The sequence below is a fragment of the Paenibacillus polymyxa genome, from assembly GCF_001719045.1.
Lineage (GTDB): Bacteria > Bacillota > Bacilli > Paenibacillales > Paenibacillaceae > Paenibacillus > Paenibacillus polymyxa_B.
In genome coordinates, this window is sequence record NZ_CP015423.1 from 267,871 (window position 1) to 280,894 (window position 13,024).

Consider the following 13,024-nt stretch of genomic DNA (forward strand, 5'->3'; position numbering starts at 1 on the left):
CTCCTTATGTGTGAATACAAAAAGAACCGATCAGATTATTTGACCAGTTCCCATAAACGCTTATCAATCTCCGCAATTCGTCCGTACTCTTTAGTGAGCTTGTAGCCCTCTTTCGGATTCCAAACACCCATAATACCCAATCCTTTAGCAAGCGTGATTTTTTCAGCAATCAGCGTATCCCACTCGGTAGGTTCTGGTTTAGGAGGATTAGGTTGAGTCCAATTCAATTCGGCTTCATAAGTTGTACCAGCAAGAGTGACAACATTAAATTTGTACTTCTTGGTTGCATTTGCTTCGCTAAACCATAGAGTTTCCTGATCATCCGGTTCAATTTTAACCCCATCTTTTTCAATACTGGATATGTTGGTTTTAGCCAAAGAAACTCGCTTTTGTGTTGAATCCAGCAGCTCATATTCAACGTGGTTAATTCCATTATGATCACCGGATCTCCCGGTTGCTTTCCATACAGCTGCTTCTGCCATTCTGCTCACCTCAATTCATTCTCAAGTAATCAACATCGAAAATTGCTTTGTACCCCTTGGCCCCTTGGATGCCAGTAGCAAAATCTGAGTCATAGGATAGCACACAAAGATAGGACATAAACCCCTGTGCAAACAACCTTTTTTCGTGCAATGTTTTGAATGCTCTTTCAAATAGAAGCTTTGCTTCATATGCTGTCTTACCGTAAAAGTCGATACAGAACTTACCTTCGAACACCAGTGGATTAGTGGCATATCGTCCCGGCATGACATATTGGCAGATATGTGGAACTGTATCCTTAGTAACCGTTATCTCAGGCTCCATGCCTTTCGTAAATCGCTTTACGACATCAGCAGAGGGTGATGAAGGAGTAAGCTTCAGCATGCTCATAAGTTCCGAATCTGCTTTCAAAGCATTCTGAACAGCATCAATAAGTTGTAGGCTCACTCCCTCACCTCCTTGAAGTATCTGTGATACGGAAACTCAGTTATTACACGGCTAATGCCATCCAGAATACGTTTCCGGTTAGACTGAATTGCAATACGCAAAAAGTAGGTTGGCGGTGTGGCCCTGAATGAAGGATCGATGTCACCGCGCTCCGCAAGTTCCTCCAAGTCCACCCCAGCATAGCCCCCACCTGATTCCTTCATGGTTCCGTCAATCGCCCGGTACTTCCCTCTTGAGCGACCAACAATGATACGATCACCTTTGGATCTCAGTCGGTTCCATGCTTCGCTGTTCATGTAGGTTATTAAGCCGGGATTTTGGCTACTGTCTGCCATCTTGGAGCCTTTACCGAATTGCTCAAGCCATACTTGCCAGTAATGCGCTGTAATGTCGCCTGAAATCATCTGATTCGCTAGCACAAACATGTGCATTTCCAAGTGGTCCCGAACTGCCGGATAATACCGTATGCCGCTTTTAGCCGTAAGCATGACCAACTTTGTTAATCCGGTAATCTCAACAGCCAATTTATTCTCCAGATCCTTTGCGGCCCGCGCTGCATCATAGCCCGTAATCATCGACGGTCCTCCGAAAGCTGAACGTATAGCAGATTAGGGTACTTGATCTTATCTACCACATCTACCTGGTATGTCTTCCCGCCCATTACAATCCGGTCAGGCGCGGATAGACTTGAGTCTTGAGGGTCTCTTACATCGACTGTCGTCTGTAACTGCAAGATAAACACGGTACTCGGCAGCAAGCCCGGCTCCTGTTGCCGCAATTGTGCTGTGACATACTGTGCAAAGCACACAATATCAGCAGCAACAGATACAAAGTCAGGACCACCTATAGGGTTATCGTTGGCATCATAAGCTTGCTGGTATCTTTGCACCTCGATTAAAGCATTCGTTTTAATCAGAGAGCAGTACTTGTCCTTCTCAGTTGTTGTACGTAGAGTCTGTACCAAATAAGACGATTCGTTCTGAACTATATCTCCCGGCTTTACAGATGATTTCGAAGAAAACAAACCATTGTACATATACTCTTTTCCGATAACCGTTGTGGCTTTCGTTTCCCTAGACAATATAACGACATCGGGCTCACCATTGACAGTACAAGGTGAATGCCTATGAGCGAAGTCTTTAAACATTAGTGACGCCGCCTTTCTCTCGCCCGGGTCGGCCCAGCTACACCGAATACCGGAACATCTGTCCCATGCTGTACTGTTGATATGGACTCGATAAACTCATAGGCTTCATCAACAAGCTGAACAGCGTACTTTTTCCAATCAACAACCTGATTTTCAAAAGAGAAGTCAAAGTCCTTTTTAGACTTCTTGATTCTCGCTGTCATGGAAGGGGCCAGTATGGCAGCAACCATACAAACGGCTGCTGCATACACATAAGTTTGATCATCACCAGTTAACTCAGCATAATCAGGAACGGCTTTTACAATCCTCGATTCTCCAATGGGCAAAACAGAAAGAGCGTCTATGTCAGCATCGGATATTACATCCTCACCAACGCCTAGACGCCCTCTAATTTCTTCATGATATGTTTCTGTAATGAGTATCTTATTTGCCATCTGCTGCACCGCCAGCAGCACTGATAGCCTGTTTCAATTCTTCAATACTCATTTTGGTGTATCCGGGTATTTTTAATTCCTTAGCTGAGGCTTTCAATTCTTTCAACTCACCATCAGACTGAAGAATATCAATTTGCTCAAGTAATTCCGCTTCTCGCGCTTTAGACTGTTCTAATTCGGCCTGAAGTTGCAACTCCCGTTCTGAAGGAGAACCATCAACAGCCCCGTTACCATCTACAATTTCCGCAAGCAATTGTCCGGTTGCCGCATTACGAATTTCTTTCTTTGCGATATCTACAAGACCGTCAGGGGCATCTGTTACGATGTCCCCGGCATTGTATTGTCCAACAGCATCAACCAATACTTTTACAGTTGTCATAAATTGAGTTCTCCCCCTTACGCCACTGTAGCGAAGATATGCCAGTTGACGTATTTCAGCCGCGGCAGCACAGTCGCACCATTGATGACTTGCCATTGATCAGGGTCACCTTGAATCAGTTTGGTGAGAGCAAATTTCCCAGTATGGCCTGTAAAAATATCCTCATAGTTATTTGGACTTGTAACAAGATCCATAATGGAGCCTGTCATGCCTTGACCGATGATAATTACGGCATTGTCAGGAATAAACGGGTAGAACGTCCCGGTATCATCAATGTAGCCACCATCGTAAACTTCATACTGAAGCCCGCTCAAATTTTGGCTGACAATTTCAGAAAGTGAGCCATCAGTTACAACATCCTTGCCATATGTGTATCTAATCAATTCGCGAATTTTCTCATTTTGCTTCATGTAGCTGTCTACCTTTTTATTGGCCAGAATCTTAACTCCTCTTGCACCACTTCCCCGGAATAGAAGGAGCCACTCATCCAAGTTTTTCAGCGGATCAGCGGTTGCCGTATTGCTCCAGAGCACATCTGCCGTTGGCTTGTTAGTGGCAGGGACGCCGTAATCAATCGTTCTGGCAGGTTTGTTTGCTGTTGCTGGAACGATAAGGTTGCCGGTCAGGGACTGCCAACGCATCCACTCAAAACGTGTCTCAAGCCGCATATTCAAGTTGACCAGTTGATCTACCATATACTCCTCTGCCCACTGTTGCTGCAAGTTATTACCTGGCTTTCTCAAAGTGGCAATCTTTTCACGATCAATAATGGACTTTTCTCTCCATTCCTGGTTCGTGAAGTTCATATGTTTCACCACAGGAGACGTATGAATTGGTGAAGGATCATTCAGCCCAGTAGCAGGTGTCATCCCCGTGTCGTCATAAGTAACGTCATATTCGATGGTGAGTCCAAGTTCAGGTTTGAAGTCAACGCCATTTGTCAGTAGTTGAGCCCCGCGAAAACTGTTAATATCCGTCCGAATGTTCTGGACGACTTCCGTAAGGAAATATGGATCAAGTACGTTTGCCATGTATGTTTATCCCCCTTATACAAAGTAGCAAAGCTTCAGCGCTGTTTTAGCTGCTGCATCTAAGCCAGTCAATTTGGATGAATCAAAAACACCTGCAATCCACGCAGATGCGCCGATATCAGAAAGTGTTGTGTCATGATCATTATCAAGGATGCACAAAGCCACTTCGGAGCCGTTGGTTGCTGCGGAACTATAAGCTACCGCTTTATCCTTATCCGCTCCTGCTGCTGTTATCTTGCCGATAACCGTACCTTTTTTCAGTATTCCTTGCCCTTGTTTTAGCAAAATCCCTCCTGGTAGTTTAGCTTGAAGGTCGGTAGATGCTAGAACCTCCGTAAACTCTTGAGTAATAACCTGACCGGGACCAGGAGCACCATTATACTGAGATTGCATCATAATTATTTATCCTCCTTCAGCAGATTACCTCTGCCTGTATTCTTAAGTGCCGCCCGAGCTTCTTCACGAGCCAATGCTTTAAGTTGTTCTGGCGTTTTCTCGCCACCATCATTATTTTGTGAGTTAGTTGGTGGTGTTCCATTCAGCGCTCCCTCAGGAAGGTTTACATCGTCACCTTGTGTATGGCGACCACCACCGCCCAAAGCAGCTTGTGCCTGTGCTTCATACGTTGCTCCAATCTTTTCAATTTCAGATACCGGCAAATGAGAAAATGCCGTTTTCATAGCTTCTACATTAAAGGCTTCACCAAGAGCGCGGATACCAGCTCCACATGCTTGTTCAGTGACCTTCACCTTATATGTTGCTCCATCAGCGGCCTGGGCGCTCAACGATGTCAGTCTGCTCAAAATTTCAGTATCATTCTCCACACTTAGCGCCGCCCGGATTTGTCCGAGTACATTATTAGCCGCTGCCAATGCAGTAGCTTGTGTTTGTTGTGCTGCCAAAGCAGCAGCTTTTTGTTCGTCTGTCACAGTGTCATCTCCTTGGGCCAGTGTCTCGGCCTGTTCTTTTGTTTGATGCTGCTTAGATACAAAAGCATTCATACCGCCTTTGTTGCTGAAAAAATAAAAGACGCGTTCATCGCCATCAAGCGATTTCGCATCTAAAGGTAATGGTTCGTATTCAGTTTGTCGCTGCTGCTCAGCTTCAGCATGTTGTTTCACCGACAGAGATTCACGTGTTATTCCAGCACCTTCATATCCTCCATCAAATACAATGGAGTTTTCCATGATATATCCATCATCCGCGAGAACAAGACATTCTTTGTCATCGTACGTTTGCCCACGAATGTGTGAACATGCTGAGGAACCATAATAATCACTGCCACAAATGCTACACGTATGCTTCGTAGTAACAAACCCTGCCGAGGTATCAAAGATAGTTCCTGAATCAATACCGGTAGCCAGTTGATCCGTTGAGATCCCATTAGCTTCTAGCCCTTTTGCCATGTAATGATCACCGTAAAGTTCCAGTTCCCCTCCCTCTTCGATAATTCGGCTGTCAAAAGTTCTGCCATACGGGAAAGATAAGGCTTCCCACTTCTGCCACGGATGGTCAACCAGCAAGGCTACTCCCTCTTTAACTTGATCAGCCATTTTACGTAGGAAGTTTGGGGTAATCTTCATTTTGTACTTATCAATACGCTTGGTTCCAATGATTCTCGCTTGAAACACATGAGTTTGTTCATCGGTCAATGGGACTAATGCTTTTTGATTGATCTTTGCCAGTTGTTCCTGTGTAGGTTTTGCCATAATGTTTTATTCACCTCCTTCTGGTGGAGTCTGTACTTTATTTGAATCAGATTCAAGCTTTTTCATAAGCAGCGGGAGTAACTCAGCCGGAACTTTGGCATTAATACCAAGAGTCCAACGTATTTCCTCAGCAGCTTCCAACGGTGTGATGTAGAAATTCTTCTCCGCTGTGATGTAGTTATCGATCTTTGAACGTCGGTCACGTTCAATCTCATTTTCAGAGCGTAGATCAATGGGGAGGTAGTCAGCTTCAACTTTTGTTTGAGTCCCTTTTACTCTTGCGGACAACGAAAAAGCCCGCTGCCAGAAACGTTTGGTTACGCTCCGCGCGGACTCTACATTTTTGATATATATTTGAGTGTCAATTGAACTGTATGTTTCGGTTGATCCTTGATGCCTGGAAAGGATGGTGAGCAGCGTCTTGAGTGAAGTCGCCATTTGGGTATCAATAATATCGATGAGCTTTTTAATATCAATCATCGGCCCTGAATTACCGCCTTTGAGATATTCGACTTTTACAGTATCCCAGTGGACAAGGGCATCGTCTGGATTGAGTGAGTTGAAATGGTTTATCATCTCTTCCATTCGCTCTTTGAGCCATTTCTGTTGACCATCGGGATTACTTTTCAAGTTGTTCGGCATATTCTTCAGCATGATTTCTTCCAACATGGAGATATCAAGCCGTGGATATCCTTGGTTGTGCACTACTGCTTTTAGATCAGCCAGCACTTGGAGGTGGAAGAAAACTACTTGCAGCACTGGAAGCATGGGCGTTCGTCCATAAGGATCATCAGCCATCGGATCAAACTCTTCATATATGAATGTTGGTGTATCGATCTTTTTGTAATTGCCAAACCACTCTTCATTCGCGTTCCTTCGTGGGTTCTTGACATATTGCCACGGCGTGAGCCGGTTGGTATCCGGTTGCCTTCGGAACCAAATTAGAGCCGGATCAACCGGGACGATATCAATTACATCGTTACATCGCTCATTCAGTACTACTTCCCCAGCACAAGCTCCGCGAACCATGATCATCATCCGCTGGATCGTGTCTAGTTTACCTAATGACCTTCCATGCTGGTATCCCGGCGAAGGTAGCGGTGTATTAAGCATAGCTTTGAGTTCATCCAGTACCCGTTGTCCGCCCTTATCTGCATTTCCGTTTGGCTTCTTAGCTGTAAATGTTAATTCGGTATCTCCCATACGTAAGTATGTGTATAGAGCATAGGATACGTCTGGATGAACAGATATTAGAAGTTCAAGTAACTCCTCTGCCGTGTAGCTCTGCAACTTAGTAAGGTCAATATTATGAGCGTGCTGATGTTTTTTAGGCAGCCAGTTAAATATACCCCACGGGTTAGCGTTATTAGGTACTGATGCTCTGCCCACACCCATCATCTGACGCTTTACCGCTGTTGGAAGAACAGCATTAGCAAATGAATATACAGCTCTATGATACCATTTCAAGATTTCACCGCCTTTCATTGCAAACTTCTATGAATAAAGGATAACATCCTTTTTATTCGGATTTACTACTGATTTTCGAGAGGATAGGCATTATGCTTACATATATCTTTTTTTAATGCGGAATATTGGAACAAAAAAGTGGTCAGGAAAAGTTTCCTGACCACTTATAATATCGTAATGCTTAGTCCACGTACCTACGGCATTACGTTTTATTCTACAATTTCCAGATCCAAGTATTGTCCATCCCAAACATCAAGTTTATACTTTCCGGGCGGCAACTCGCCTGTAGAAATAATAACTGGTTTATTTACTTCATCATCCGTAACAATTATCTTTTTACCCCAGTTTTCTGCGACCAAATCGTCGTAGTTACCTTGGCCTCCCCAAACAAATGTATTTAGCAGATACACTTCTGAAACATCTGAAAGAGAGAATGTAATATCGCCTCCTTTTTTAACCTTTAATATATCCCCGATAGGTTGAATCATTGTAATTCTGACCGTTCTTCTATTTCCCCAGGTCTGAAATTCTTTATTGAATTCACCATTGGATGTAACCACAGCGTCTGTGACTAAACGGAAATTATAAACCAACCGATCCTCCAAATGTTTAGGCAATATAAAGACTTTATTGTCCTCAACTCTTACAGTCCCATTTTCCTTTGTGAAAGGCGTAAAAGGACTGTCACCAACAGACCACTGAACGATATCTTCTGTTGTCTTCCCGTCCGCAAGCTGTAATAAGCGATTATAATCAAAAGAGAATTGATCAAGTCTATCCTTTCTTTCAGGATATTGTACAAATATCGGTGACTGATCCAGAGGCTCGTTCTCATCCAAAACCGTTATTTCCTTGCTATGAAAGTTACTATTTTTGTCATAAACCGTCAGATCAAACTCATAGTTTTTGGGATAATTCCAATGATTAATATCATATGTCGCGAAACTGACGGTTTTATTAGCCGGAACCTCCATTTTCAAAACCTCGCCGCTTTCGACACCCAACTCAAGGGATTGGAGATTACGGTAATCTATGAATTCACTTGAAAAGTAAGCAGTGCCATCATAAGAGCTAGTAAAATAAACGGACTCTCCGACTGTTACTATTTTTTTAGGAACAGAAATGTTAGCGCCCCCATTATGCTCTGGTGCTTGAGGTGTATCATCTTTCTTGTCGTCACTTTTTTTATGATCATCTTTTTTGGAATTATCGAATTCATTAGAGTTACTAGAAGAACCCCCACCGCCACCTGATGTTGTTGGCCCCTGTAATCCCAAAGTTTTTGACGAATCGCCTATTGTGACTTTAACATCACTACTTACCTTGTCGCCATTTGTCAGAGATTTAGGTTTTGTTTGAAAAGAAACATTTTCAGCATTAACTACGGCTTTATCAACAGAACCTAATCCTATTACTTTGGCAGCAGCATTAAGAACTAACGAGAGAATAGAAGACTCTTTTGCTGTATCTATGGTTGTACCCGTAGCGTTATCAGCTACGTTTAATGCATCAATCTGTCCATTTGGGATATTTACATTAATAGCGAATGCTTCTACATTCACAGTGTGAAAATAACCTGTAAGGCTCACATTAGATTTTGCGGGGAGCTCATTTGTTAGAGTAACTCGATCAACACTTGCTCCTTGTGAGACATCGAGGGCTGCGCCCGTCTTGATTTTTACTTCGCTAATGGACGTTGCTCCTTCTGCCACCAAACGAACAGTTCCATCCACTTTGTTTACAATGATGCTAACCAGCATAGAATTGTTCAGATGAACGCTATGCTCTCCACCGCCGTAAACGTAGGTTTGACCGTGAATTTTAACATTTTTCAAGAATACGTCGCCGTTCCCGACGGCTTTCCCGATAATTAAATCACCCGCGATTTCCGTATTTTGAAGCGTTACACCCGTTGTGTTGATGATAACATTGCCTGCCTGCTTGTCGAGTCCAGTCGAAGGCCCATATGTTCCTGATTCTCCATACCAAGCACCAAAATGATTAACAGCACGATCAAGAATCGTAACCGCCTCAGCACGAGTCAACGATTTTTGTGGCTGAAATGTACCATTCTGGTAACCCTCAATAATACCGGCTGCAACTACAGCATTAACGGCCTTTTGGGACCAATTGTGCAGTGATGTGCTATCTTTAAAGGTTTTATTGGTATCAGAAGAAGAGATCTGAAGTAATTGGTTTACAGTAACAGCCGCTTCTTCTCTACTCAATACTTGCGTAGGACGAAAGCTACCATCTTCAAATCCTTTCATATATCCAGCATAAACTGCATCAGTAACGGTTGAAGCAAACCAATCATCTTTATTCACATCGGTAAAAGATGCTGCTTGTCCTGGCTGAATTTGAAATGCACGATTTAGTAAAGCAGCCCATTCACTTCTCGTAATCGGACGATTCGGTTCAAAACGAGCGTTTTCTACACCTGAAACCACACCTCGGTGGCTCCATTTTGTAACGTTATCCGTTGCCCAATGGTTCACCATATCCCCATAAGGTTGAGATACAGTAGAACTTTCTTCCTTTGTTACTTGGTGTGAACTATCGGCTGCGAATATGGGGCTAGCCCATACAGAGGTCGCTAAAATTCCAGCCGTGAAAACATTAACCCACTTCTTCATCTTTTTTGTCCTCTCATTTATGTAGTGTTAAACCAAGACTATGTACCTAATATTTTAGGTATATAGAATCACTTACCTATTATTACAAGATTAATCGATGATGTCACTACTTTTTAATTCATAAGAGGATTTTTCTTGAATAAATATCAAAAGGAAGACGTATATTCGTATACCAGTCAACATGATCACGAAACGCGTACATGCCTTCCCTGAACTCCTTACACATTTCGTTCATAAACAGAAGTAAAGCTTAAGACATACATTCAATCCTACAAAATCAAAAAAAGAGCCCCCGAAGGTTGCTCCTAATTGAGAAACAGCTTAGCCCAATAATATAAAATAACCAGAACACCTACACTTGCTAGGATTCCAGTTAATCTTTTTCCAAGTATTTTTTTAATGGGAATGCATACTACACACCAAAAGACTGAGGCTAAAATAAATATTAATAGCTTGTTTCCTCCTACAGCACCCCACATATCTACATTTGCACCTTCAAAAACATTCAAAAAGATTCCTCCCTAGTTTTTGTCTAATTCCAAAATTATATATCCACTCCCTTTCTCGCTTTTTATCCTGCTTTCCTGGTTACAGAATTCTTTTGTTTAACCTGCATAATCATTTCAATAAGCTGCTCTCGGTTAATCAAGCGAACGTTATTGGATCTTGCTAGTCTGTATGCTTGCTCAGTGTAATCGCTATTTGTCACGACCCATGCTGAAGATGCACGGTAATGTGCTACCGCACCGTAAACCTCCTGAACCGCTTTAAGCCCAACATTTTTACTGTACCGTTTCGCCTGAACTACGATACGCTGACCGTTTTTTGTAAGAACCAGATCGGCACCGTAATCTCCAGAAGCTTGTGTAACCTCAGCTTTGTATCCTTGAGCTCTGAACAGATGTCCTAAATATTTTTCGAATTGATGACCATCCATTTTATCAATTTCAGCAATTCCAGAATTACGTAGCCTTGTTGCAGCAGCCATTTGACGATAAAAGATAAATGCTATGACCATTGCTACTGCTACAAAAGATGCAAAAACAGAGGCACCGATTGAACCCGTAACTGAGTAGATAAAGAAAAACGGGGCTATTAGCGCAATCCCTGCAATAGCCTCTTCAATAGAATTTTTCTGCTTTCTTCTCCGTCTTCTAGCCATTAATAATTCCCCCTTATTCTGTATATATCGTCAATAAAGTGATTGGAATTAATAGGTAGAAGGAAAGCACGCTGCGGAATTGAACCGCGCAAGGGTTCTGACCAGGCTGTTTCATGTTTCCGCTGGTTAACTGGTTCCTTGCCGCCTGCGCGTGCCGTAAAGCCCCGGAATGATCCGGGGAGCAATGTGGGGTCATGCTTAATTACTTGAGCGCCAGAGCTGCTGCCTTAACGTGAGCTGGAATGGTGTATCCGTCCTTTTCCGTCAGGCTGCCATCAGCATGCACGGTTACTGCGAGCTGCTCGTACTCGTCGCCACTTGCTGGGATAACTGGATGATCGTATGCGTGTTGGCCTTCAAATTTAATGGCGGTACTGTACTCGCTCTTAGACTCTGCTGCTTCCTGTGTACTTTCAATGTGCAAGATTCTAAACCGATCCAAATATGCGTACCCACCGTTTCTTACTGCGCTTGCTTCTGTAGACATATTCATTTCCTCCTAATATGGTTTTATAGAGAAATCAAAAAAGGCCGGCACATTGGCCGACCTGATCACCGAGGCTCAAAAGCTAAGGTGTGTTCCTTATTTGATTTTCCATGCTATAAATTTACCACATGAAAAGTCCAGTAGCAGTTCATAAAACGGTCAATTTCCAATCAAATAGCAGTCAACAAAAAAGGAACCCATTATCAGGCTCCTTATCAAAACATTAAACTTTTAAGGCTTTTCTTAATGAATCTTTCATGTTACTAACAAAATTATCGCGTGTCTCAGGAGATAACTCCAAAAGAGAAAGATAAGGATTTAAATCCTCCAATTCAACTAATAATAGTTCTCCCGAAGGTGTACGACATGCATCAACACGTTGAATACCACAATCAAGGTTATTCCAATCAATGAATTTTTGAGCAAAGGACAAGTCTTGTTCAGTTGGTGCATATTCTTTCAATTCCCAGCGTTTATCTTTATCAGGCGCATTCATTGCATATTGAAAGTTCTTGTCAATGAAGTAAAATGATACTTCGTATTCAAAAGGAATAAACGGCTGGACCAGGATACTATGGTTCTCATTATCTATTTCATTAGTTACTTCCGCTTGAGAAATACGCTTCATGCCAATGGAATCGGCACCATCTTTTGGTTTAACAATGAAGTCTTCAACATTGGGTAGATGTTTAATATTTTCAATGGAATCTATTGTAGGTATGACAGGGAAATTCGCGTTTGTTAACTCAAGCAAATACTCTTTTCCATTCATATCTGCCTTGCCATTAAATGAATTGTAAGTATTTAATCCCTTGCCCACTATTCTTTTTCGAAAAGCTTCATACTTTTCTTTAAAGTTCGCAACAGGGCCTGCATTTCGAAAGACGATTAAATCGATAACATCCTCGAAGCTCTCTATATCCTCCGGATGGCAAATTACCAAATCAAACTCTTCTCTAAGTTGGGAAGTGAGGTAGAGGTCTTCTTCATAATAGTTCCTACCTTTAGCTGGATAGTAAAGGTCTGTTACAAATAACAACTTCTTCACGTAGGAGCACCTAACTTTCGTATTAATTTTATTAACTCATTCTTAACATATTATACGATGCTAATCTCCTATTCAAAGAAAACAAAGAAAAGGCAAAAGAGGAACGCCCGGTCATGTGCCGCCTTTTGCGGCCGTGCGCTTCATTCTCGCCCGATTTCCACAGTACAAATATATCACGTAAAAAGTCTAACGAACGGCAACAAAACGGCAAGATTCTGGCAAAAAACCGGAACCCCTTTTTACACGACTGAGCTGGCTGGAACTGAGTTTTCAACAAGGACGGTTAAGCGGAGCATTCCGGCAAGTGTGTCCAGTGCTGCCTGTTTAATCTCTCTTAACCTGCGATCACTCATGTGCAGTTCCCCCGCAATGATATAGTCAAACTCTCCCTCATTGTCCAGGTAACTCCGCTGGATAACCTCACGTTGAATGCTGGAAAGTTTACTCATCGCCAGTTCCAGTAGCTCATCCTTTGCTTGAAACTTTGCTTCCTTGTCCACATTGAATATGGCGATTTCCTCCGTCTGCTTGCTGATCGTATTGGTGGGTTGATGCTCTCTATATGAATACTCCTGTGCAACCGCTATCTTTTATCTT

At 42.7% G+C, this 13,024-nt stretch carries 16 protein-coding genes; all 16 read right to left on the reverse strand.

The features are described 5' to 3' along the window. Nucleotides 1-35: 35 nt before the first annotated feature. The 16 genes from AOU00_RS01240 to AOU00_RS01315 all read right to left on the reverse strand — a co-directional run bounded on the left by AOU00_RS01240 (nucleotide 36) and on the right by AOU00_RS01315 (nucleotide 13,014). The gene (locus AOU00_RS01240; protein WP_069289713.1) at nucleotides 36-482 is read right to left on the reverse strand and encodes a hypothetical protein; all 447 of its coding nucleotides are present in this window, start codon (nucleotides 480-482) and stop codon (nucleotides 36-38) included. A gap of 10 nt (nucleotides 483-492) precedes the next feature. Further along, nucleotides 493-927 carry a hypothetical protein gene (locus AOU00_RS01245; protein ID WP_069289714.1) on the reverse strand — a complete coding sequence of 145 codons (435 nt, stop codon included), beginning with the start codon at nucleotides 925-927 and terminating at the stop codon, nucleotides 493-495. Continuing rightward, the gene (locus AOU00_RS01250) at nucleotides 924-1,502 is read right to left on the reverse strand and encodes a hypothetical protein (RefSeq protein ID WP_069289715.1); all 579 of its coding nucleotides are present in this window, start codon (nucleotides 1,500-1,502) and stop codon (nucleotides 924-926) included. Before AOU00_RS01250 ends, AOU00_RS01245 begins: the two co-directional genes overlap by 4 nt. Next, nucleotides 1,499-2,074, reverse strand: coding sequence for a hypothetical protein (locus AOU00_RS01255; RefSeq protein WP_069289716.1), 576 nt, complete (start codon nucleotides 2,072-2,074; stop codon nucleotides 1,499-1,501). Before AOU00_RS01255 ends, AOU00_RS01250 begins: the two co-directional genes overlap by 4 nt. Further along, entirely contained in the window at nucleotides 2,074-2,508 is a 435-nt protein-coding gene (locus tag AOU00_RS01260) for a hypothetical protein (protein WP_069289717.1), read from the reverse strand. The genes AOU00_RS01255 and AOU00_RS01260 overlap by 1 nt, the downstream gene beginning before the upstream one ends. Next, nucleotides 2,498-2,887 carry a hypothetical protein gene (locus AOU00_RS01265; RefSeq protein ID WP_069289718.1) on the reverse strand — a complete coding sequence of 130 codons (390 nt, stop codon included), beginning with the start codon at nucleotides 2,885-2,887 and terminating at the stop codon, nucleotides 2,498-2,500. Before AOU00_RS01265 ends, AOU00_RS01260 begins: the two co-directional genes overlap by 11 nt. A 17-nt stretch (nucleotides 2,888-2,904) precedes the next feature. Continuing rightward, nucleotides 2,905-3,918 carry a major capsid protein gene (locus AOU00_RS01270; RefSeq protein WP_069289719.1) on the reverse strand — a complete coding sequence of 338 codons (1,014 nt, stop codon included), beginning with the start codon at nucleotides 3,916-3,918 and terminating at the stop codon, nucleotides 2,905-2,907. 15 nt (nucleotides 3,919-3,933) lie between these two features. Continuing rightward, nucleotides 3,934-4,314 carry a head decoration protein gene (locus AOU00_RS01275; RefSeq protein WP_025724057.1) on the reverse strand — a complete coding sequence of 127 codons (381 nt, stop codon included), beginning with the start codon at nucleotides 4,312-4,314 and terminating at the stop codon, nucleotides 3,934-3,936. Between the two features lie 2 nt (nucleotides 4,315-4,316). Further along, complete coding sequence (locus tag AOU00_RS01280) at nucleotides 4,317-5,627, reverse strand: hypothetical protein (RefSeq protein WP_069289720.1); 1,311 nt, start codon at nucleotides 5,625-5,627, stop codon at nucleotides 4,317-4,319. Nucleotides 5,628-5,633: 6 nt separating this feature from the next. Then, a complete protein-coding gene (locus tag AOU00_RS01285; RefSeq protein ID WP_069289721.1) occupies nucleotides 5,634-7,112 on the reverse strand; it encodes a hypothetical protein in 1,479 nt (492 codons plus the stop codon). Between the two features lie 191 nt (nucleotides 7,113-7,303). Then, a complete protein-coding gene (locus AOU00_RS01290; protein ID WP_069289722.1) occupies nucleotides 7,304-9,730 on the reverse strand; it encodes an S-layer homology domain-containing protein in 2,427 nt (808 codons plus the stop codon). Nucleotides 9,731-10,035: 305 nt separating this feature from the next. Next, nucleotides 10,036-10,239 carry a hypothetical protein gene (locus AOU00_RS01295; protein WP_025724053.1) on the reverse strand — a complete coding sequence of 68 codons (204 nt, stop codon included), beginning with the start codon at nucleotides 10,237-10,239 and terminating at the stop codon, nucleotides 10,036-10,038. Nucleotides 10,240-10,301: 62 nt separating this feature from the next. Continuing rightward, nucleotides 10,302-10,892: a restriction endonuclease gene (locus tag AOU00_RS01300; RefSeq protein ID WP_025724052.1), complete on the reverse strand. Its 591-nt coding sequence runs from the start codon at nucleotides 10,890-10,892 to the stop codon at nucleotides 10,302-10,304. Between the two features lie 202 nt (nucleotides 10,893-11,094). Beyond that, the gene (locus AOU00_RS01305; protein ID WP_069289723.1) at nucleotides 11,095-11,379 is read right to left on the reverse strand and encodes a hypothetical protein; all 285 of its coding nucleotides are present in this window, start codon (nucleotides 11,377-11,379) and stop codon (nucleotides 11,095-11,097) included. A 223-nt stretch (nucleotides 11,380-11,602) separates the two neighbouring features. Continuing rightward, nucleotides 11,603-12,427, reverse strand: coding sequence for an ATP-grasp domain-containing protein (locus AOU00_RS01310; protein ID WP_025724050.1), 825 nt, complete (start codon nucleotides 12,425-12,427; stop codon nucleotides 11,603-11,605). A gap of 239 nt (nucleotides 12,428-12,666) precedes the next feature. Further along, nucleotides 12,667-13,014, reverse strand: coding sequence for an ArpU family phage packaging/lysis transcriptional regulator (locus AOU00_RS01315; protein ID WP_081330667.1), 348 nt, complete (start codon nucleotides 13,012-13,014; stop codon nucleotides 12,667-12,669). Nucleotides 13,015-13,024 lie beyond the last annotated feature (10 nt).